Source organism: Pseudomonas sp. GW821-FHT01A09, from assembly GCF_058986725.1.
In genome coordinates this window covers 1-21,386 of record NZ_JBYSWB010000011.1, presented here as the reverse complement: position 1 = coordinate 21,386, position 21,386 = coordinate 1, and the positions used below count along the sequence as shown (strand labels likewise).

Genomic DNA, 21,386 nt, shown 5'->3' with positions numbered 1-21,386 from the left:
TACCTATATGTTTGATCAAAAGTTTACTAGAAAAATTTGTGAAGACATTCTCCGCGACTTTAACCATAACAATACACTCAAGATTTTGCTTGGCCTTGCAGTGATTATCGGTTCGGTAGTTTTTTCCGCGACCGCACCGCTGGCCATGGCACAGGTGATATCGAACATATCCAATCCGAGCTCACAGCCTCTATTTTATATTGCCGCTTTTATCGCATTGAAATTGGCGGGCAAATCATTAAACGATATACGGTGGCGACTGGTAAATCCGCTACTATACGAAGTTACCTACCAATACTGCTGCACCATTGTCAAACGTATCAATACGATCTACAAGGCCACCAATGGTTTCGCGGAAAGCGCGGCGCAAGTCTCAGAGCGCACAGCGATCCTGAGCAAGATGCATGTCGGGTCCATGTCAGCTTTGCATGGACTTTTTGTAGTCATATTACCGGCTGCTATAGAAACAACCGTCGTGCTCACCATCATCTATTTCTTTATAGGCCCCATATTTATCACTTATTTTTTGATCGCAGCAGTCGTCCTGTACATTGCTACTCATATTGGCCGAGAACGAGAGATTCAGCTCGGACGTTCTTCGTACAAATCTGACAATGATGTACTAATTTATTGCGGTGAAATCCTCGCCCACTCCAAACTTAGTCGCGAAATGAGTGCTGAATCTTATTTCAGCTCGCAACTAAATAAACTGATCCATACCTCCCTACAGCAACACCATCTGCTGTTCTCCCAAAAATATGTTCGCGCCACATATCTGTCGCTGGCGGTCTGCTTCGCATATGCGGCCGTTTTTGCCTGGGCGGGATGGTTGGTTGAGGAGAAGGCGATCGTGGCCAGTCAGTTATTTCTGCTGGTGATTTACTTGGACAGGGTCTTGGCGCCCATCACTGGAGCGTCGTCGGCCATCAACAATATCCAGCACGGTTTGATTTCCATTCGAGCGGGTTACGACCTGATGGATGATCTGATGGACAAATCCGGCGATGAGTCGTTCATGCATGTTTATGAGAGTTGGAGGCGAGTCTCGCTCAACGAGGGGACAACGTTCGAAGTACAAGCAGGTACCTTGCACATCGGCACAGGCAAACGTATCCGGCTGGTCGGCGCGTCGGGGGCGGGCAAATCCACCCTTCTGCGGCGGATATACAAGCACTTGATCGATGGCAATCAGGTAGAGCACCAAAGCATTCATTACTTGAGCGCACAGGTGGAATGGACCGAGGGCTCGGTGTTCGAAAATATCGCGCTGCAGCATCCGGATATCGGTACTGAGGACGTACAAAGGGCACTGGATCAATGGCGCTATGGCTTCGGCAATCGAGCGTTGGGGCTGGATAAGCCGATGGACGATCTGTCGGCGGGGGAGCGGCAGTGGGTGGCGATAGTGCGCAGTTTGTTGCGTAGGCCGAGGGTGTTGTTTCTGGATGAAGCGACCAATTCGCTGGACGTGCGGACCGAGCCGTTAGTGTGGAAGTACGTGCTGGCCAATATCAGCCCGCAGACGACGCTGTTCATCGTGACCCACCGGGCCGAGAGCCCGATTGTGGTGGATCATGAGGAGGTGATCGTTGCCACACACGCAAACTTGCCCCTGTAGCGAGGGGGCTTGCCCCCGATCGCGGTGGCCCAGACAGAACAAATGTCCCAGATACCCCGCAATCGGGGGCAAGCCCCCTCGCTACAGGTACATCGGGCCACCTGTCAGATCAAGGCTTGCGCTTGCGTGGGCCGGTGTTGAAGGCAGGAACCTTGCGCACTGGCTTGGCGGCGGGAACTGACTCAGGTGTATCCCCGCTATCCACCCACTTGCCCAGATTGCGCTTGCCGCCACTGACCTTGGGCTTTTTCGGTTTCTTCGGCTTTTTCAACACTTCGCCGCTGGCGCTGGTTTCCGGCACGCGATGATCGGGTTCGAAATCCGGCTCTTCCACTCGGCGCAGCGTCTGCCGCGTCAGCACTTCGATCGCCGCCAGCAACTGCACTTCATCGGCACACACCAGCGAGATGGCCTCGCCACTCAAGCCCGCGCGACCGGTACGACCGATACGGTGTACATAGTCCTCGGCCACGATTGGCAGGTCGAAGTTGACAACGGTCGGCAGCTCTTCGATATCCAGACCGCGGGCAGCGACGTCGGTCGCCACCAGAATCTGCACTTCGCTGGCCTTGAAGCGGTCCAGCGCGCGCTGACGGGTGGCCTGGGGCTTGTCGCCGTGAATGCCATCGGCGTTGATGCCCAGTCCCTGCAAGCGGTCCACCAGTTCATCGACGCCCTTGCGGGTCTTGGCGAACACCAGCACCTGCTTCCAGTGCTGCTGCTTGAGCAAGTGGATGAACAGCTCCGGCTTGCGCTTCTTATCCACCGTGACGACCCACTGTTTGACCGAGCTGGCCGCCACATTGCGCGGGCTGACTTCGATACTCACCGGGTTGTCGAGCGTCTGCCCGGCCATGGCCCGAATGGCGTCGGAGAAGGTCGCGGAAAACAGCAGCGTCTGGCGCTTTTTCGGCAGCGCCTTGTAGATGTCGCGCAGTTCTTCGGAGAAGCCGAGGTCGAGCATGCGATCGGCTTCGTCCAGTACCAGCGTCTGCAACTGCGAGAACTTGACGGCGTTCTGACGGAACAGGTCAAGCAGGCGGCCGGGCGTGGCCACCAGCAGGTCGACGCCCTTGCGCAGCTTCATCATCTGCGGGTTGATGCTGACCCCGCCGTACACCGCGTAAGTGCGCAGCGGCAGGTGTTCGGCGTATTCCGCGATATTGGCGTGGACCTGCTCGGCCAGCTCACGGGTCGGCACCAGGATCAGCGCGCGCACCGAGTTGGGGGCCACCACGGCGCCCTCCTGAGTCAGGCGCTGCAGCAGCGGCAAGGCGAAACCGGCGGTCTTGCCGGTGCCGGTCTGCGCCGCCGCCATCAGGTCGCGGCCGGCCAGCACCGCGGGTATCGCCTGCGCCTGCACGGGCGTCGGGGTCTGATAACCGAGGGTTTCGAGGGCGCGCAGCAGGGGTTCGATCAGGCCGAGGGAGGCGAATGTCATGGGGATACCGTCAGAAAATTCAGCAATGGCGCGCAGTTTACCTGTAAGGCTGCGGTTCGTGTGTCATGTGGTGTCAGTGAGGGCCTCTTCGCGGGCAAGCCTCGCTCCCACAGATGTACGGCTCGGGATCGGTTTGCACTGTAGGAGCAGGGCTTGCCCGCGAAGAGGCCGGCCGCCTTACGCAAAATCGCCAGCACCTACCTAACCGCGATGGCGCTGCAGCACCTCGGCGATCTTCGCCTTGGGGACTTTCTGCAGGGTGCAGAACAGATCGTGGCCGACGTTGTTCAGGCCGTGGGTCTGGCGCAGTTCAGTGGCCAGGTGTTGCAGCAGGTTGGCGGCCATCTCGGCATCGGCCATGGCCCGGTGCGCCTGGCCGGTGTGCGGCAGGTTGGCCCAGCGCGTCAGGGTACCGAGCTTGTGATCCGGGGCCGCCGGCAGCAAGCGCCGCGACAGCAACAGCGAGCAGGCGAAAGATTGCGCACGGCGGCGGCGCACCAGGCCCAGCTCGTAGTCCCAGAACTTCTGATCGAACGAGGCGTTGTGCGCCACCAGTGGCGTATCGCCGACGAACTCGGCGACTTCGTTCATCACTTGGGCTGCCGCCGGGGCCTTGCGCACCATGGCCGTGGAAATCCCGGTCAGGCCGGTGATGAACGCCGGAATCGGCACGCCCGCGTTCATCAGGCTCTGATAGCGCTCGACGATCTGCCCGCGCTCGAGCATCACCACCGCGATCTCGGTGGCGCGGCAGGATCCCGGCGACAGGCCGGTGGTTTCAAAGTCGATGACGGCTATACGGTCCACAACAGCTCCAACGTGATCAATTTCTCAACAGCAACGCGCCGTCGATCGGCACATAACGGCTGGCGGCGCGAATCAGCGAATTGGCGGTCAGCCCCGGCACGCCGTAGGCGACGGCGTTGACCCCATGCTTGCCGATGACGCGCTCGAGCAGCAGGTCGAAATCACCATCGCCCGAGGCCAGCACCACTTCGTCGACATGGGGCGCGGCGTCCATGATATCGATGGTGATGCCCACATCCCAGTCCCCTTTGGCGGAACCGTCGCTGCGCTGGATGTACGGCTTGAGCTTCACCACGAAGCCCAGGTTGCGCAGGATTTGCTGGAACTGCTGCTGCTTGCTGTCGCCGCGGTCGATGGCGTAGGCGTACGCCTCGACGATCTCGCCATGCTGGCTGATATCGGCCCACAGCGCGGCATAGTTGAAATGGCAGCCGTATGCCTGACGCACCGTGTAATAGAGGTTCTGTACATCGGCGAACACTGCGATTCTCTTCACCGCTCGTCCTCGTGAACTGACCGCTGGGGCGGGCACTGCAACGAATGCCCGAAAGAGGCGCCAGTATGCCAGCCCGAAGCGGGTTGCTGTGAATTCGCTGCGGGATATCGGGTGTTTTATCAGGTGCCCTTGATGGCCTCTTCGCGGGCACGCCTTGCTCCAACAGGCTCAACCCACTCTATGGGAGCAAGGCTTGCCCGCGAAGACGCCCGCATGCCTGACACCCATACCACAAAAAAAACCGGCCTCATTCAGAGGCCGGTCCTGTGCAGCGAGGCTATCGGTCAGACGAACGTATCGTCGTCATCCGCAAAAAAGCCGCTGCCGCCATCGTCGTAACCGCTGTCGGCGAAGCCGCCCGAGTCACTGTTGCCCCAGCTGTCGTTGTTGCTCAGGCGCTGCTGCTCATCGCCACCGCCGCCCCAGTCGTTGGACTGGGCAGGCGATTCCTGCAACACCTCGACGATTTCCTGAGGCTGGGAGTTGTGATGGAACAGGCTGCTGATGCCTTCAGCCAGCATCACGCCACCGGCCACGCCGGCCGCGGTCTGCAACGCGCCACGCATGAAACCGCCACCCGCAGGCGCGGCTGCCGGGGCTGGCTGGGCGTATTGCTGTTGTGGCGGTGGCGGCGCGGCATAACGTGGTGCCGGCTCACGCCAGCCGCCGTTCGATTGCTGCGGCGCGGCAGGCGCCGAATCGCGGGAGCCACTGCCGAAGATGCTCGACAGAAAACCACCACCGCCACTGCTCGGCGCCGGCGCGGCCTGAGCCTGAAGTTGCGCTTGCGCCTGGGCCAGATCGGCCTGCAGCTTTTTGTTCTGCTCATCGAGACGCTTGATAGCGGCTTCCTGCACCAGAATCGCCTGGGCCATGTAGTAGGCCACGTTCGGCTGGGCAGCCACGTGTTCCTTGATCCGCGCTAGCGCCAAGGCGTCCTGCGGGCCTGAGTCCTTTTCGGCTTGCTGCAACCGGGAAAACAGTCCATCGATCAGGGTTTGTTCATCGCTGTTCATGGCGACCTCGTCAGATTGCCGGAATTGATCCGACCGGGTTCAAGGTGAACCGGGTACGAAAGATTAATGGGGCGGCATCAACGCCGATTCAATAGCCCGGCCCCATGAAAGATTATTTACCGCACCGGTGTCAGCGGTTGGAGCGCTCCGGCGCATCGTCTAAAGTGTGCGATTGCTATTACCGTGAATACTTCGACCCATGAATCCACTCAGCGTTCTGCGCGACTCGCTTTACTTCTGCCAACGCAACCTGTGGGCGATTGCGCAACTGTGCCTGCCGTTGCTGGTGCTCGAATCCCTTGGCCGGCAACTGGTCGGGCACCTGGTCGGCCCGGATGGTTCGCCGGTGTTCGACGTGCTGGTCGGGCTGCTGTTCTATCCGCTGTACACCGGGGCGCTGATCCTGTTTCTCGATGCCCGCAGCAATGGCGACACTCCGCGCCACCGCGACCTGCTGGCGGTGGCACTGCGCATCTGGCCGCCTTACGCCCTGCTGGCCGCCATCAGCACCCTGCTGATCATGCTGGGTATGTCGATGTTCATCCTGCCGGGGCTGTGGATCATGACCAAACTGGCGTTTTCCGAGTACCTGCTGGTGCTGCACGGCCTGTCTCCCCTGGCGGCCATCAAGCAGAGCCTGGAACTGAGCCGCGGGCGGTTCTGGAAGATCATGGTGTGCATCCTGGCGGCGCTGATACCGCTGTGGCTGCTGGACGACGCCAGCGCCATGGTCTTCCCGGCCGGCCAGAACGCCCTTGTGGACCTGATCATCGACAGCCTCAACAGCTTCTTGCAACTGTTCACCAGCGTGGTGATGTTCCGCCTGTTCATGCTGGTCACCGAACCGGACCTCGACAACAGCGCCGCCTGATGCGCGGGTGGGCAGCGGCCCCCGGGCTCGGTTATGCTCGGGCGATGACCTTGACCGACCTGCCTCGCCCATGAGCCGACTGCTGCGCTACACCTCGATCCTGATCGCCCTGGTCATCCTGCTGGTATTTGTGGCCATACACGCGCTGAGCTGGCGACCGCCGGCCCGGCAGAACATCGCCGTGCAATGCCACAGCGGCGCGCCCGAGCTGGCCGCCGGCCAGGGCCTCAAGGTGATGACCTGGAACGTACAGTTTTTGGCGGGCAAGCGTTATGTGTTCTGGTACGAGCTGGCCGACGACCGCGGCCCCGATGACCGCGCCACCAGCGCCGACCTCGCCTATAACCTCGATGAAGTGTCCCGCGTCATCCGCGACGAGCAACCGGACCTGGTCCTGTTGCAGGCCGTGGACAAGGGGGCCAAGTCCAGTGATTACCAGGATCAACTGGCGTTGATCCGCGAACGCCTGGCCGATCTCTACCCCTGCTCCGCCCAGGCCTATGAGTGGAAGGCCGACTTCGACCCCAGCGCGCATATTCTGGGCAGCGTCGGACGCACCCTGGCGACCCTGAGCCGTTACCGCATCGAGCACGCCGAGCGTCTGCAACTGCCGCAACGCACCGAGGGCAATCCGCTCAAGTTGCCCTTCGCGCCTCAGCGTGCCCTGCTCAGCGCCTATCTGCCGATCCAGGGCGGTGGCCAGCTGGCGGTGCTCAATACCCGCCTCGATCACTACACCGCCAGCCATGACACGCAACTGCGCCAGCTCCAGGCCATCAGCCAGCAGCTCGACCAGTTGGAAGCCCATGGTGAAACCTGGCTGATCGGCGGCGATTTTGAACTGCTGCCGCTGGGCCAGCGCCAACGCCTCCCGGCGGATCAGCAACAACGTTATTCGGCGGACGCAGACCTGCACCTGCTGTGGGACAAGTACCCCATGGTCCCCAGCAATGCCGAAGTCGACAGCGTCGACCGCGCGCAATGGCTGACCCATTATCCCAACGGCCAGACCGGCGACAGCCCGGATCGGACGGTGGACTATCTGTTCCATAGCCCGCGGATCACGCGCCAGGAGGCCATGGTGCGGCAGGACGATACGCTGGAGATATCCGATCATCTGCCGGTCTTGGCGACCTTTAGCCTGCCGGCGCGCTAATCCCTGCCGCTGCCCTGTAGCGAGGGGGCTTGCCCCCGATAGACTGCATCAGACACCACGCTTGCGACTGACCCACCGTATCGGGAGCAAGCCCCCTCGCTACACGGTCCGACCGAAGCGCTCGACCATGAAGCGGATGAAACTGCGCAGCTTCGGTGAGCCCTGCCGATCCGGCAGGTACAGCACATGCAGCTGCCGCGCCGGCGCGCTGTACGCTGGCAACACCCGCTGCAAGCGGCCCGCGGCGATATCACCCGCGACCACCACCTGCGGCAACAGCGTGATGCCCATGCCCGCCACCGCCGCCTCGCGCAACGCCGGGCCGTTGTCCATCTGCACCCGCCCCTTGACCTGCACCCCATGCTCGCCATCCGGCCCGACCAGCCGCCACAGCGACAGCGCCGAGCGGGTCGCGTATTGATAGGTCAGGCAGTCGTGCTCCATCAATTGCGCGGGATGACTGGGCGCCGAATGTCGCTGCAGATACGCCGGTGCTGCGCAGAGCACCAGATCATGGGGCTGGAGCGCTTGAGCGATAAGGCCGGAGTCCGGCAGGTCGCCAATGCGTATCGCCGCCTCGAAGCCCTCCTCGAGCAAATCCACCAAACGGTCGGTAAAGCTGATCTCCAGCTCGACCTTGGGGTATTGCGCCAGGTATTCCTGGAGCGCGGGCATCAAGCGCTCGGCCCCGAACGCGTGTGGGATGGTCACCCGCAAACGCCCCTGCGGCTCGGCGCGGGCACTGGACGCCATGGTCTCGGAGGCCTCTACCAGACCGAGGATTTCCACGCAGCGATCGTAGTAATTGGCGCCAAACGCGGTGAGATGCTGCTGACGCGTGGTGCGATTGAGCAACTGCATGCCGACGTGCTCTTCCAGCGCGCGCAGGTGATTGCCAACCATGGTCGGCGTCAATCCGGCCTCATCGGCAGCGGCGGTCAAGCTGCCTTTGTCGACGGCGAGCACGAACAGCTGCATGGACTTGAGCAGGTTCATTGGCAAATTTTCCTTGAGAGTCCTGCAAGCTATAGCCCATTTATCAATTTTTCCAAAGCAATAGCATGGGTCCCACTTCCCTCCCATTGGAGAAACACCATGCAAAGCTATCGCTTCAACAGCCCCTCCCTCGACGGCCTGCGTCTGCGCGACGAGCCCATGCCCGTGCCGCAAAGAGGCGAATTGCTGCTGCGGGTCCATGCGGTGTCGCTGAACTACCGCGACCTGGCGCTGATCGACGGGCGCATCCTCAAACCAGCCATCGCCAACGGCATTCCCGTCAGCGATGCCTCGGCCGAAGTGGTCGAGGTGGGTGAGGATGTCGATGATTTCCGCCCCGGCGATCGGGTGGTCAGCCTGTTCCATCCCCGCTGGTTCGGCGGTCGCAAACGCGCGGAGCGGGCCATTGGCAGCTACGGCTACGATCGCGACGGCTGGCTGACCTCCTTCAAGGTAGTGTCCCGCGAGGCCGTGGTGCGCCTGCCGGATGGGCTGAGTCACGAGCAAGGCGCGACGCTGCCCTGCGCGGCGGTCACTGCGTGGAACTCGGTCAATGGCCAACTGCCGGTCGGCCCGGGGCAAACGGTGCTGACACTGGGCAGCGGCGGGGTGTCAGTGTTTGCGCTGCAATACGCCAAGGCCATGGGCGCGCGGGTGATCGCTACGACTTCGTCAGCGAGCAAGGCCGAACGGCTCAAGGCCCTCGGCGCCGATGAGGTGCTCAACTATCGCGATACGTCCGACTGGGGCGCCGCCGTGCGGGAATTGACCGGTGGCCAGGGCGTGGATCGGGTGGTCGAGGTCGGCGGGCCAGCCACCCTCAAGCAATCGCTGCGGGCAGTGAGCTTTCATGGCGAAGTGGTGCTGGTGGGCTTTCTTGGCGAGACCGGCGCGCCGCTGGATTACTTCGATCTGATGGGGGCGGGAGCGAGTTTGCGTTCGACCAATGTAGGCGATCGGTCTTTGCTGGAGGCTACCGTGCAGGCGACGGCGCAAGGGCAGATTGCGCCGGTGATCGATCAGGTGTTCGGTTTCGCCGAAGCGCGGGCGGCGTTCGAGCATCTGCGCAGTGGGGCGCATTTTGGCAAGGTGGTGATTCGGGTCGTGGATTGATTCACGCTTGTGGGTTCAACCCTGTGGCGAGGGGGCTTGCTCCCGATAGGTTGCATCAGCCATCACGCGTGCGACTGACCCACCGTATCGGGGGCAAGCCCCCTCGCTACATGGAACCTGGGGGCAGACGGTTATTTCCGGGGTTTGATGCGCGCCGTCGCTTCGGCCACCAACGGATCATCCGGCCAGTAATGCTTCGGATACCGCCCCTTCAAATCCTTCTTCACCTGTTCATAGGTGTTGGCCCAGAAACTCGCCAGATCCTGCGTCACCTGCACCGGCCGCCGCGCTGGGGACAGCAGATGCAACAGCACCGGCTGGCGGCCCTGGGCCACGCTCGGGGTCTGCGCCAGGCCGAACAGTTCCTGCAACCGCACCGCCAGCACCGGCGGCGTTTCGCTGTAATCCAGGCGCACCGAGGAGCCCGACGGCACTGGCAGTTGCTGCGGTGCGTACTCGTCGAGCCGTTGCGGCAGCGGCCAGGGCAGCAGATTGCGGATGATCGACGGCAGGTCCAGCTGGGCGAAATGGCTCAGGCGCGAGACTTTGCCCAGATAGGGCTGCAACCAGTGTTCCAGGCTCGCCAGCAGCGCGTCGTCGCTGACGTCCGGCCACTCGCTCGGCTTGCCCGCCGCGACATCCAGGCCGCGCAGCAGGCCCACCCGCGCCTGCCACTGGCGCAGCTCCGGCGTCCACGGCAGCAGCGCCAGGCCCTTGCGCCGCACCAGGCCGAGCAAGGCACGGGCGCGGGCGTCGGCGTCCAGACCGGTCAAGGGCTCGCGGCTGAGGATCAGCGCGCCGACCTTGCGCTGGCGCTCGGCGACCATCACCCCTTCGCGTTCGTCCCAGTCGAGTTGCTCGACGCTGCGCACCTGTTCGGCCAACACGTCATCGAACAACTGCGGATCGAAATCGCTGGCCAGGTAGATGCGCTCTTCGCGCTGGCCCTGGCGGCTGCCGAGGTCGGCGATGACGATCCATTCGTGCTTCATCAAGGCATCGGCCTCGCCGAACAGCGCGGCCCGGCCGTTGGCGAGGCGGTATTCGGCACCACCGGCGCGACGTTGATGGGCCACTCGATCCGGATAAGCCAACGCCAACAAGGCCCCCAGCCAGCGCGAGTGATCCGGATCGGTGACCGCTTGCGAGGCCGGCTGCTTCGGCAAATAACCTCGGTACTGTCGCGCCAACTGCTTGATCCGCTGCACGCCCCCCTGCGCCCCGCGAGCGGCGCGCTGTTCGCCGCTTAGCAACGCCAAACGGCTGTGCAGATCGGCACCTGCGCCGCGCAGAATGTCGCGCTCGCCGAGCATGGCGGCGACATCACACGCCAAGTCCGCCAGCCCCAGCGCCTGCCCACGCAACAGCAGATGCGCGATCCGCGGATGCGCGGGCAGTTGCGCCATGGCCTGGCCGTGCGGCGTCAGCGTCGTTTGACCCTGCTCCGCCACAGCACCGAGGCGCTGCAACAAGTCCCCGGCCTGTGCATAGGCGGCGGCCGGTGGCGCGTCCAGCCAGGCCAGTTGATCCGGCGTCACCCCCCAGCGCGCCAGCTGCAAGGCCAGCCCGGCCAGGTCCGCCTGCAGAATCTCGGCACTGCCGTACGCCGCCAGCTGCTCGTGCTGCGCCTCGGACCACAGGCGGTAACACACACCCGGCTCCAGACGCCCTGCCCGGCCCGCGCGCTGGGTCGCACTGGCGCGGGAAATGCGCTGAGTATCGAGCCGCGTCATGCCGCTGTTGGGGTCGAAACGCGGCACCCGCGCCAGACCGGCATCGATCACCACTCGTACGCCGTCGATGGTCAAACTGGTTTCAGCGATGTTGGTGGCCAGTACGACCTTGCGCTTGCCCGGCGGCGCCGGATCGATGGCCGCACGCTGCGCGTTCAGGTCCAGCTCACCATGCAGCGGGCAGATCAGCACGTCGTCCCGCCCGCTCAGGGCTTCACTCAGATTTTGCGCCACGCGGCGGATCTCGGCCTGCCCCGGCAGGAACACCAGCAGGCTGCCGGACTCGTCATTGAGGGCGTCGAGCACGGTGTTCTGCACCCTCGGTTCGATATATTCCCCGGGCGCGAACGGCTTGCCCCAACGGGTCACCACCGGGAACATCCGCCCCTCGCTGCGGATCACCGGCGCGTCATCGAGCATGGCTGATAGCCGCTCGCCTTCCAGGGTCGCGGACATCAGCAGAATCTTCAGCGGCGGGTCATCGCGCAGCAGCTCGCGGCCGTTCAGGCTCAAGGCCAGCGCCAGGTCGGCATCGAGGCTGCGTTCTTGGAGTTTGCTGATTTGACATGTTGTCAAAATCCTACTTAACCACTACCCTTTCTGGACTAAGACCGAAATCATGGACAAAAAAAACCGTGACAATCATCAAGAGCAAGGCCTACCTGCCTCACTACCCACTTCAAGCCATTGATGATGAGCTGGCGTGCAAGCTTTTGATGACCCCCACAAGATTCGATGCGTTGAGGGGGAATGCACTTCAGCTTTTCGACTGTCACTGCCACTGCCTAGGCGAGCACCTCAGCCTGTCAAACCTCGAAGCCCAAAAGCTAACGTGGCTAATCGAAAGCTTTCTTGGAAACCTTCATGTTGGCGACCTTACCCAACTTGCAGACGAGGTCGTCCGGATCCGCTCAATCACAGCGGCTGAAATGATTTCTGGTTTGATAGATCAGGTGCCCGGCCTGCAACCAGTGACTTGGTCGCGTGCCCGATTGGCTCACTTCGACCAGGTATGGCAAGAGAGTAAGCACAAGCTAGATCCGGAGGCCGTGTCCTTCTGGAGTGGTTGGATGGTCAGGGGTAAAAAGGGAAAATCGGTTTATCTCAAACTGACTGCGATGTATCACTCGCACGGGCCCGAGTTCACGAAGTCCTTCCACGAAGCGATCAGGCGCGACTCTATAAAGCGCGCCAAAGTCTCGAGCCATATGATTAACAAGCTCGCCATGTACATAGCTGAGCATAGCTTTCGTTTCCCCCCGGCAGCTTTCAAGTCCCCGGAAATCCTTGAAGAATTTTTCAGGGATTTTTTCTGGCACTACCAAGAGACTGAATATGAGCGTAATGAAAGCACAGGTCTTAATGCTCGCACCTTCAGAACTATGCGCAACCTGATCATCAGGTGTTTCCTCAAAACCGATGTATGGTCAGGTGAAGAAGACTCCATTCCTTTGCCTCCCGGAATCTCTCGGCGAGGTTCAGAGCTGAACATCAAGAAGAACAAACATGGCATTGAAATCAAAGACAAACTTCTGACAGAAGTACCGGTGCATGTCACGGACATACAGGCTATCGACCTCCTTTACGGAGACATTGGCAGTGATCTTTTGTGCGTCAAAAAATTGGGACTATCAGAGGCATTGAAAATCCGCAAAGCTCAAAAACTTCGGATTAGATACGCCCAGGACGGGATGATTCTAGAGCGAGTTGTCCGCAATCCCAGAAACGACTTCGACTTCGAAAACCTGGTCTTTGAAGATGTCTGCCGTACCTTCGAAGAAGAAGGAATGTGCACGACCGTTGACGCGCGTATTCGTTACGGATTCAGACTCCCAGCACTCGCACTAAAACTTGGCCTTCCCACGACCTACAGCATGCTGCCGTTTCAGTTATTACTAACTCTTTACCACCCGGAAATCACCACCACTTTTATGGATGACTTGGTGATCTGGGATGGCCCTGAAAGGGTTTCGTTCCTGAAGACTGATAAGGGATATGTACTGATTGGATTCAAGGATCGGCGTGGGAGTAAGAGTTCGGAGCAAAAAATTTTGCTGCATCCTAAGGCAGCTGCGCTCGTGCGTATGGTCGAACAGATCACAGAGCCACTTCGCCAGTATCTTAAAAAGCAGGGCGATCCGACATGGCAAAAGCTATTCTTGACCTGTGGGCATAGCTTCAACTATCCGATAACTGCCAACAGCAACATTCTGAATCGAACTGCGGTCGAGAAAGATACAGCAAAGCGGAATTTCTTCATTGAGCGGTTATCACCCCATACAGCGAAGAGGGGCGAGGACTTGGTGGAGTTTATTAAGAAGCTCTCGATTTCCAGAGTTCGCGCTCAGGCAGCGGTCGTCGATTACATTCAGAATCACAACTTATCGAGATTAGCCAGAAAGCTCGGCCACGCCCACCTGAGCCGAGACCTGCTGGACTCCTACCTGCCCACCGCGATCTACGATTTTTTCGTAACCCGGTACGTGCGCATATTCCAGAAGGGCATCATCTGCGAAGCCATGAAAGACAGTAAATACCTGCTTCGTGCTTCCAAATTTAACAAGCTCGAACAGCTTCATGAGTTTTTGAGTCGGTACACGCTCAAGGAGGTGCCCGACAGCCTCAAAACCAAGGAGGAAAATCTCTTGGAAAATGGCGAGGTAGTCGAGGTGGGTATAGCGGTATCATCTGAAAGCATGACCGCGCTTGTGTCGATCAGGGAAGCCATCACGCTGAGTAAGACGCCGCAAGCTGTTCGAGGACTGGCCAAATACTGGGCCGGGGTCTGCGACACAGTCGAAAAATACATCCTCAAAAGCCGCGACAATGTCCTACACGCACACTTGGAGTGCGCACTCAAGAACTGCAACCCCAGTGCCTACGAGAACATGATCCATGCAGTATCCTGAACACCTTGCCCATTTTGCCAGCCTGTTCAAGAAGCGCGAGATAGCACACTTCATGTCCGCACCTTGGCTTGTATCAAGCTTTCTGGAGCCCGTATGGAAATACAATTTTGGTTACAAGACTGACCAAGATCTCGACTGGCATGTCCACCTGTACGACGGTTCGTTATTAACAGATCCGCAGCACGTCAAACTCCTGCACTCATTGCAATGCTGGCTGATCGCCTCGACTGAAAGTGCGATAGGGCCTAGTTTCACCAATAGCTGGGCCTCACAGGCAGCCTCTTTCCGACGGACAATCACGGTTATCGATCATATCCTTCAAAGGGCTGAGGCATTACAGCTGGTAGAGCATGGCCTGAGCGCGCTTACCTATGACGAGATGTGCGACATCATTGAGCAGATCGGCACTAGCAGTTCCGTTGCCGAGAGTACCTACGACTGGGACAACCGCCTCACGGACTACTGCCTGTCCCTTTTGAAGACTACCAGCGAGGAAATCATTGATGAGTGCTTGGAGGAAACCCCTTCCCTCGCAGATATAACACCTCTTCAAATAGAGGAGAATACTCTGGAGATCCCTCTAGAGCTGATCCCGCGTGTACGAGCCGCACTTTATGTTAACAAGATGTATCATACAAATCCGAATGGTGGACTCAACGTAAACTCAAAACGAGTTAGCGCACTTCTTTACAAAGACACTTTAGCAGGAAAAAAGCGACTCAAGCCTCTACACAGCATATTAGGCTTTGTCTGGCGCGCAGACCGTTTTATTCGTGAGTTCGACAGCGTCCCAGTCACTAATGGCAACCCAGACCGCATGACCAAACGGGACTTGGTCTTATATCGTACTGCTTTTACCTTCTTGCAAAAGATCTCGACCCTCGACTTCAAGCTCCCCAGCAAACAAGATCTCAGAGATATTGCCACCTTTAAGGTTAACGGTGCGAAAATGGGACGTTTCAAAAACGTCCCTACCCCAATCATCTTCAAGGCGATCAAGGATGGGATTGAGTTCCACTTTGAACACGGCCCACAGCTTCTTAAAAGTTATGTGAACATCGCCAATTATTCCGTCAAACACAAGGTGAACATCACAGGCATCCCGGAGGAGACTATCCTCGCGCTCCTCGAACCCGCCATCGCTGATCTAGGGGTGCAGTACCTGGGCATTTCGACTCGCTCCAGCGGTAGGGATCCTGGCACTGAACTCAAAGAATCCAAGGAAGTTTACTTTGGCAAGCTACGGGGCAACGCAGGTCTACTGGAGCTTATCGGGGTTTACTACGGGGCCATCCAGTTGTTGGTTGGAGCAACCATGGCGAAGCGTGGCAGTGAGCTACGCAGCCTCGACCCGACCAACTGCCTCAGCGAGGACAAAAGCTGGCTGATCGCTCGCATCGCGAAGTCCAGTCGCGGCCTGAAAGGCCTAAGGGCTCAGAACGCGCGCCCCATCGATCCTCTCGCAGCAGAGATGGTTCAGACGCTGATCGACTTCCAAAAGGAGCTGGTCGAGATTGGCTTCATCGATCACTGTCTTCCCCTGTTCTCATCCCCTGGCGTCATCGGCACAAGCTCTTTGACACCCTGCGACGTTTACCTTTACTACAAGAACATTGACCTGTTCTGCGACTATTTCGAGGTCGAGCGTGACGGCCAAGGGCGGCGCTACTACATCCGTCAGCATCAGCTAAGGCGGTTCTTTGCCTTGGTTTTCCTGCACTGTGGCTACGGGGCGAACGCGGACATCCTCCAGTGGATGTTCGGGCACACTGACCCGGCGCACATCTGGAACTACATAACAGAGGAGCTGCCTGGCAAGGAGCTCCGAAACACCCTGGCACAGGCTCTAAGTGAGCATATGACCACGGGAGGCGCCACGCACTATACTGATGTGATTGACCAGATTGAGGATAAATTTGGGACTCGGAATGTGTCAGTAATGGATGCGGAAAAGCTTGCAGGATACTTTGATTTTCTTATGGAAACCGGACAGATGACCATGGAGCCTGTTTTCTTGGAGAGTGACACCGGGTTCCGGGTTGAAATACTTGTTGTTTTGAGGAAACAAGATGAATTGGGATGAAGTTAAAACTATTCAAACCGCGTCAATTGAGAACGCTAGAAAATTATTGCTAGCGGTAATCTCGACGCCATCAAAGTATCTCGACAATGCCGTGGTTAGAGAAGCACTTATTAGCCAAGCATCCTTTGCAAAGCTCGAATTACTGACCACGGTCGAGGGTGAAACGCTGAAAATATTGCCTCTAAGCCTCAACACATTTAAGCAAAGATCTGAGGAGCGACTACCAGGGGGGTTTGACGCTATAGATCGCCTGCGTAAAAATGCTGTATTGGCTATCAAAAAGGAAGAGGGAAAGCCGCTTCCGAAAAACAATAGAACGCGCGAAGCGCTCCTTAAGCAATTGGCGGAGGCTAATCTCAACCTGGACATACACAAACGCGCAAACCTAATACTCCTTCAAACATTGTCCGACGCTCGCAGCAAACTGGATGGTGTTGTTAGCGCTCCAGATGAAGTCACTCGCAAGATTCGTGCTGCGGAAATCTTGAAACGCATTACCGCGATTACCAGCCTGAACCCTGAAATGTATCAAATCCCATCAATACAAAAGGCACCGGTCGTATCGATCACGGCCAAGGGTAGGAAAAATGACTGACGGTTTTCTTGTGGAAACATTAGATCATGCAGATCTATTTCATAGATTTTCCTCGACTAAGGCTCGAAAGAAGTCATTCTATAAATTCCCCTACATCAAGTGGCCTGATAACTACCCGTGCCATATCGCAAACCTGTACCTACTTCATCTCTCCAGAAAGCATCAACAAATTTCCGCTGATGGCCGTAGACAGGACAGCAAAGGCGGGACGATAGGCCAGTATGCTAGCAATATCAGCCTGCTTATAAAATGCTGCTGGCAGCATGGTATTGACCCCTATCACATAACTGACAAATTCTATGAAGACTTCATTATCGAATTAATAGAAGAACCCCACCCGACACGTCCCGGCAAGCCGAAGAGGAAAGACGGAACCACAATAAACATTGGCAGGGAATGCTTAAAATTTCTTGCATGGATTGGGGATTTTCATGGTGACCCTAATTTCGTTTCAAGCAAAGGAACCATAAAACTAACCACAGAAGAAGTTATCCGTACGTTCAATAATCAAAATGTCGCGATACATACCACTTCACACCATGCGCACCCCTTACCCTTTCGCGAACACACACGCGGCCCAATCCCCCTTCACAACATCGATAGCATGGAACTGGCTGTTAACTCAGGAAGCGGGTCGGACTTCCTGAAGGCACGACACTTTGCCTTAATAACATTGCTTCAGCATACCGGCGCCCGTCGAGCAGAAATTGCGTCATTAACGTTATCGGCGTTACGAGATGCTCTACTCATGAAGTACCCAATGCTGAGGCTAGTGACGCTCAAGCGAGGGGAGGCCTTCATCCGCGAAGTCCCTGTCAACGCAATTGCTTTAAATGAGGTAAAGAAATACATTCACGAAAGACAGAAAATAATAAAAAAACACCCAGAGAATAACAACGATTACCTGTTCATCTCTCAGACAACTGGTCGCCCATTAGCTGTCGAGTCACTGACATCGACCATATTGCTAATAAGAAAGGCTGCTGGCATAGAAGAGCAGGCATGCGCTCACATGTTCCGTCACGCTTTTATCACAAACTTGTTCACGTTACTCATCGAACGACACAAATTTGAAAGCAAGGATGATTTCGAAGCGGCGCTGATTAGCGACAGAGAGTTCTTGCGTAAGGTAAGAGAGTGGACAGGCCATAAACGTATCGATTCTTTGAGGGACTACCTAACAAAAGTATTTGAGGGAGACAATGGCATAGGTGATGCCGCCGAAAGCGTACATAGGACTACTACCCTGGCACTTTACCAGAAGAAGTACGATGCTCTCTACAAAAAGTTCAAGCTCAAAAACATCACTCCGGATGAGTTCGTGCGCAAGAGTGACGAATTGATGGAACTGCGTGATCGCGAGCTAGCCAGGTATGACGCTAAGCCCAAATGACTGTTACCACAAAGGTGCGATTCGGCGATGGGGCGAGACTTCTAATGCCCCCATATGGGCGCATTAAGGGGCAAAAATGGCCTCAATGTCCCGTATCGGAGTCATTACGCTATACGTTTTGGGCTTCGCCCCTCCGGAGAGCGGCTCTCGTTTACCAAACCCCGGCTGCGCCCGGTTTTGGCACCCAGGACTTTTGTCCTCAAGCCTCTGGCCCATCCTGAGCCGGCGCGCTCCGCTTGCGGTTGTGCCTGATACCCGAGCAAGCTCCAAGACACTCCCCGCGAAGCAACCTGATGCGCCCCTCCCGCAGGCTATTGCAGAGTGAATTTGCCTGACCTATGATCAAGCCAGGCGGTGATGGTCGCCTGGCGCCTGTTTCGCGAAGCAATAGCCCATCGAAGATACACCCACTCGTTTTACATCGGCATGTCCCTACCAGGCGCTGCCCGGTGAACAGGCAATCGGTAACCAAAGCGTCGAATGGTTTTGGTGACACTGCTATGTCTGATTTTTCCCCTCTAAGCATTTTCAAATCGCGAGCCAAGCAGCATCGTCGCCAATGCGGCATGACGCTTTCTGCTGCTCAAGAAGCGCTTGCGCGTCAGGCAGGGTTCGAGGAGTACCACGAGCTCGTTGTCGTCGCCCAGCGAAGCCACACGGATCCGCGCTTGATGCTCGCCGTCTTCGGCGTGCGTGACTTCAAAGACGCGATCCACAAGGACGATGTTTTCTCTCAACTGGATCAAGAGCTAAAGCAGGTGCTTTCCCGCGCCATGGACGAAACCAACCTAGGTCAGTTTTCCATCAGCGACTGCCAGGTGCAATCGGCCTCCTACATCGAGGCGACTGGGGTGCTCACTCTGGGCATGTCGATCACCTACGAAGGGCAGCAGGATTCTGACCAAGTTTACTACGCCAGAGGACTCCTCCTCCAAGCGGCTATTCAACTAATTCGACGTGACGCCAAGTGGTCGCTCGGTAAAGACGGTGTTTCCATCGTCAGTAGCGATCCGGATATCACCGCCCACCGGCCCGCCCCCTTAACGAATGAGACCAGAAACATGTATCAGAAAGACCACTCCCCTCACGAAAAGCCAATCGAAAATCTAAACGAAGATGGGAAGCGTGTAAAAAACCCGAACGATATTACGGTCAATCAACACGTCATCCCCCAAAAGCACTTGAAACAGTGGTTAGGCGGTGAAGACCTGCTTACGATCATAGACAAATCGAGTGGCGAGCCGCTGAACCGCGCACCTAAGAACTCGTTTGTTGTTGCCCGTCTTTGGGATCAGCCTGCTGAGCAAGGCATGATCAAAACGAACGAGGACAATTATCAGCAACAACTGACGATATTCGCAGAAACCGGAAGCATCGCTCGCTCCCCCTGGATCACAGAATATTTCGTGATGCTGGCAGCACGGGCCTACTTTGCAGCCAAAGAAAGACCGCTTTACGACTCGATCATGGAGCCCCCGACTTGGGCACCGTCTCAGGCTGAGCTTGAGAAGGATGAGATTGAGCAGGTGCACGATACTGTCCGAATCCTCAGGGTAGCTGGAAACCCACATGCCGCAGCCCGCACGGTTGTGAGCATGGCACTCACATCGTTCTTCATCAGAGGCCGGGAGCTGATTAAGGACACTGTATGGGTGCCCTTCTCAACACCCAGAGAGAAATTTATTCTCCCCGACTCGAACGTAGCCCTTTTCGAGCAACGCTTCCTGGCACTACCCGTGAGCCCTGAACTCGTGTTGCTTGATGAGAAGCTGCTCGCCAATCTCCAAGAGGCCGGTCAACTCACGCCTGAGTACCTCAACAAACGCTTCCTGGAGTCATCGGTTCGCTACTACGTTGCCCCCAAGTGAGCCCTGCTCAAGGCCATTCACGCTTCGCCCGACGCCAGGGCGGATACGTTCTGGCTGATCTCAGGGCACTCAGGCGGGATGGAGGGTATATACCTGCTTGCGCCTTCCATATACCGCGATCTGGAGGACTTCATTTCCGGCACTGGCAGCCTCAGCGACCTTAATGAGCTTGGCCATGCTTTTGACCGTGCTGGTCTTACACTGGTACTTGAAACGCTGAATCTCGGCTACGGAGCAGGCCCGATAGGCGGTTCGGATAACGCCGCTTTTTTCAAGAAGATCGATTTTTTCCGGTGATATCCAACAAATCAGATCGGTGATTTTGCCGATCTTCTCGTGGAGGTGAGCTACCGCCTGCTGTTCATTGGTGACGTTGAAACGCTTCCACGCGGGTTCATGATGGAACACCCGATTTCGGAACTTCCTTACCAGTGCCACCTGATCCTTACACCCGGCTAGCATTGCACCGGCCTGACTCGTTGGCCATTGTCCCTTGAAAACCCGTCCCAGATTCTTGGGCCAAATGAGGTTGTTGCCCATGTATTCGTTATCAAGAACGAACTCCCATGTGGAAAACTCCGTTTTTGCTACGACCTCTTGGTGATCTGGACTCCCGCTCACCTGCCGACTCCTGCGCTCGAATCGAGCAGTGTTGAAGGCTGATCCAAAATTTTTTGTCAGCTTGTCAACCACGTCCGGCGCAGGTGTGCCAGGGGCGAAGCTTTTATACTTGAGCTTCCCCGCCTTCCACCAGAACTTGCCAATATCAGCTGTCAGAGCGGTGTCAATTGAGTTTCGTAACGTGACCTCAGCCGCGCTGAGCAGAGGATAGAGAACGCCACAAATGTGGGAGTTCCACAGGTAAGCCCCTACCAGCTCCGCGTCATTACTGGTCGAAAATACCTTGCTGTAGCTGGCGATGCGGTGGGAACTGATGAGCTGGTCGATTAGCTGGGGTCTATACTGGACAGTGTGCGGCATTCTCGGATTCCTTTCGGCGAGGCGCCTGTATAAATGGGGGTTGACATGGGTGTCAACCACTCGTAGGATTGATTCACAGGTTGGCACTGAGCTCCAATGAGCGAAAGCTTACGACTCCTTGCAAAGACCACGAAACACCCGCCCCGGCCTCGAGCCGGGGTTTTCGTTTCTGGGAGAGACGTAATCTCGTCCTCTTCCCCTCTGTCTCCTCTTAGCCATTCGTGCTTCTCCTATGAACGAGCCCCATGAAAGACAGGACACCGTTCCCCCCTTAAGATAAGGGATAGGCAAACGGGTATGTTTATGACTA

General features: G+C 57.5%; 15 protein-coding genes and 1 pseudogene. 9 read left to right on the top strand and 7 right to left on the bottom strand.

Annotated features, from left to right (window positions below; translation table 11 throughout):
• Nucleotides 1-7 precede the first annotated feature (7 nt).
• Nucleotides 8-1,618 (top strand): ATP-binding cassette domain-containing protein, encoded by a 1,611-nt coding sequence (locus AC3WJP_RS14410; RefSeq protein ID WP_493723881.1) that lies wholly within the window; start codon nt 8-10, stop codon nt 1,616-1,618.
• A 109-nt stretch (nt 1,619-1,727) separates the two neighbouring features.
• Here AC3WJP_RS14410 and rhlE1 read toward each other — a convergent pair whose 3' ends face one another.
• From rhlE1 to AC3WJP_RS14390, 4 genes are all read right to left on the bottom strand, one after another.
• The gene (gene rhlE1, locus AC3WJP_RS14405) at nt 1,728-3,059 is read right to left on the bottom strand and encodes an RNA helicase RhlE1 (protein ID WP_493723882.1); all 1,332 of its coding nucleotides are present in this window, start codon (nt 3,057-3,059) and stop codon (nt 1,728-1,730) included.
• Between the two features lie 201 nt (nt 3,060-3,260).
• Nucleotides 3,261-3,866: a 3'-5' exonuclease gene (locus AC3WJP_RS14400; RefSeq protein ID WP_493723883.1), complete on the bottom strand. Its 606-nt coding sequence runs from the start codon at nt 3,864-3,866 to the stop codon at nt 3,261-3,263.
• Nucleotides 3,867-3,882: 16 nt separating this feature from the next.
• Complete coding sequence (locus tag AC3WJP_RS14395) at nt 3,883-4,362, bottom strand: LabA-like NYN domain-containing protein (RefSeq protein ID WP_493723884.1); 480 nt, start codon at nt 4,360-4,362, stop codon at nt 3,883-3,885.
• 284 nt (nt 4,363-4,646) lie between these two features.
• A complete protein-coding gene (locus AC3WJP_RS14390) occupies nt 4,647-5,378 on the bottom strand; it encodes a DUF2076 domain-containing protein (protein WP_493723885.1) in 732 nt (243 codons plus the stop codon).
• A 199-nt stretch (nt 5,379-5,577) separates the two neighbouring features.
• On the opposite strand from AC3WJP_RS14390, the gene AC3WJP_RS14385 reads away from it, so the two are divergent.
• Together AC3WJP_RS14385 and AC3WJP_RS14380 are read left to right on the top strand one after the other, a co-directional pair.
• On the top strand, nt 5,578-6,249 hold the full coding sequence (locus tag AC3WJP_RS14385; RefSeq protein WP_493723886.1) for a YciC family protein: 672 nt from the start codon (nt 5,578-5,580) through the stop codon (nt 6,247-6,249).
• Between the two features lie 70 nt (nt 6,250-6,319).
• Nucleotides 6,320-7,405 carry an endonuclease/exonuclease/phosphatase family protein gene (locus AC3WJP_RS14380; RefSeq protein WP_493723887.1) on the top strand — a complete coding sequence of 362 codons (1,086 nt, stop codon included), beginning with the start codon at nt 6,320-6,322 and terminating at the stop codon, nt 7,403-7,405.
• Between the two features lie 99 nt (nt 7,406-7,504).
• On the opposite strand, the gene AC3WJP_RS14375 is transcribed toward AC3WJP_RS14380, so the two are convergent.
• Entirely contained in the window at nt 7,505-8,401 is an 897-nt protein-coding gene (locus AC3WJP_RS14375; protein WP_493723888.1) for a LysR family transcriptional regulator, read from the bottom strand.
• A 99-nt stretch (nt 8,402-8,500) separates the two neighbouring features.
• Between AC3WJP_RS14375 and AC3WJP_RS14370 the strand changes: the two genes are divergently transcribed.
• Nucleotides 8,501-9,514, top strand: a complete 1,014-nt coding sequence (locus tag AC3WJP_RS14370) for a zinc-dependent alcohol dehydrogenase family protein (protein WP_493723889.1) — start codon at nt 8,501-8,503, stop codon at nt 9,512-9,514.
• 131 nt (nt 9,515-9,645) lie between these two features.
• Here the strand turns inward: AC3WJP_RS14370 and hrpB are convergent.
• Nucleotides 9,646-11,802: pseudogene (hrpB, locus tag AC3WJP_RS14365) on the bottom strand (ATP-dependent helicase HrpB); the annotation flags it as partial.
• Nucleotides 11,803-11,882: 80 nt separating this feature from the next.
• Between hrpB and AC3WJP_RS14360 the strand changes: the two are divergent.
• From AC3WJP_RS14360 to AC3WJP_RS14340, 5 genes are all read left to right on the top strand, one after another.
• The gene (locus AC3WJP_RS14360; protein ID WP_493723890.1) at nt 11,883-14,156 is read left to right on the top strand and encodes a hypothetical protein; all 2,274 of its coding nucleotides are present in this window, start codon (nt 11,883-11,885) and stop codon (nt 14,154-14,156) included.
• Nucleotides 14,143-16,239 (top strand): hypothetical protein, encoded by a 2,097-nt coding sequence (locus tag AC3WJP_RS14355; protein WP_493723891.1) that lies wholly within the window; start codon nt 14,143-14,145, stop codon nt 16,237-16,239. The genes AC3WJP_RS14360 and AC3WJP_RS14355 overlap by 14 nt, the downstream gene beginning before the upstream one ends.
• Nucleotides 16,226-16,834: a hypothetical protein gene (locus AC3WJP_RS14350; RefSeq protein ID WP_493723892.1), complete on the top strand. Its 609-nt coding sequence runs from the start codon at nt 16,226-16,228 to the stop codon at nt 16,832-16,834. The genes AC3WJP_RS14355 and AC3WJP_RS14350 overlap by 14 nt, the downstream gene beginning before the upstream one ends.
• Nucleotides 16,827-18,227 carry a tyrosine-type recombinase/integrase gene (locus AC3WJP_RS14345; protein ID WP_493723893.1) on the top strand — a complete coding sequence of 467 codons (1,401 nt, stop codon included), beginning with the start codon at nt 16,827-16,829 and terminating at the stop codon, nt 18,225-18,227. Before AC3WJP_RS14350 ends, AC3WJP_RS14345 begins: the two co-directional genes overlap by 8 nt.
• A gap of 500 nt (nt 18,228-18,727) precedes the next feature.
• Nucleotides 18,728-20,095 carry a hypothetical protein gene (locus AC3WJP_RS14340; protein WP_493723894.1) on the top strand — a complete coding sequence of 456 codons (1,368 nt, stop codon included), beginning with the start codon at nt 18,728-18,730 and terminating at the stop codon, nt 20,093-20,095.
• 69 nt (nt 20,096-20,164) lie between these two features.
• On the opposite strand, the gene AC3WJP_RS14335 is transcribed toward AC3WJP_RS14340, so the two are convergent.
• Nucleotides 20,165-21,076: a CAAX protease gene (locus AC3WJP_RS14335; protein ID WP_493723895.1), complete on the bottom strand. Its 912-nt coding sequence runs from the start codon at nt 21,074-21,076 to the stop codon at nt 20,165-20,167.
• Nucleotides 21,077-21,386 lie beyond the last annotated feature (310 nt).

What these genes read in the sequence shown, in the direction of transcription:
- AC3WJP_RS14410 (WP_493723881.1), top strand. Translation starts at nt 8, where the DNA reads ATGTTTGATCAAAAGTTTACTAGAAAAATTTGTGAAGACATTCTCCGC.
- AC3WJP_RS14375 (WP_493723888.1), bottom strand. Translation starts at nt 8,401, where the DNA reads ATGAACCTGCTCAAGTCCATGCAGCTGTTCGTGCTCGCCGTCGACAAA.
- AC3WJP_RS14385 (WP_493723886.1), top strand. Translation starts at nt 5,578, where the DNA reads ATGAATCCACTCAGCGTTCTGCGCGACTCGCTTTACTTCTGCCAACGC.
- AC3WJP_RS14355 (WP_493723891.1), top strand. Translation starts at nt 14,143, where the DNA reads ATGCAGTATCCTGAACACCTTGCCCATTTTGCCAGCCTGTTCAAGAAG.
- AC3WJP_RS14370 (WP_493723889.1), top strand. Translation starts at nt 8,501, where the DNA reads ATGCAAAGCTATCGCTTCAACAGCCCCTCCCTCGACGGCCTGCGTCTG.
- AC3WJP_RS14380 (WP_493723887.1), top strand. Translation starts at nt 6,320, where the DNA reads ATGAGCCGACTGCTGCGCTACACCTCGATCCTGATCGCCCTGGTCATC.
- AC3WJP_RS14335 (WP_493723895.1), bottom strand. Translation starts at nt 21,076, where the DNA reads ATGCCGCACACTGTCCAGTATAGACCCCAGCTAATCGACCAGCTCATC.
- rhlE1 (WP_493723882.1), bottom strand. Translation starts at nt 3,059, where the DNA reads ATGACATTCGCCTCCCTCGGCCTGATCGAACCCCTGCTGCGCGCCCTC.
- AC3WJP_RS14340 (WP_493723894.1), top strand. Translation starts at nt 18,728, where the DNA reads ATGTCTGATTTTTCCCCTCTAAGCATTTTCAAATCGCGAGCCAAGCAG.
- AC3WJP_RS14345 (WP_493723893.1), top strand. Translation starts at nt 16,827, where the DNA reads ATGACTGACGGTTTTCTTGTGGAAACATTAGATCATGCAGATCTATTT.
- AC3WJP_RS14350 (WP_493723892.1), top strand. Translation starts at nt 16,226, where the DNA reads ATGAATTGGGATGAAGTTAAAACTATTCAAACCGCGTCAATTGAGAAC.
- AC3WJP_RS14390 (WP_493723885.1), bottom strand. Translation starts at nt 5,378, where the DNA reads ATGAACAGCGATGAACAAACCCTGATCGATGGACTGTTTTCCCGGTTG.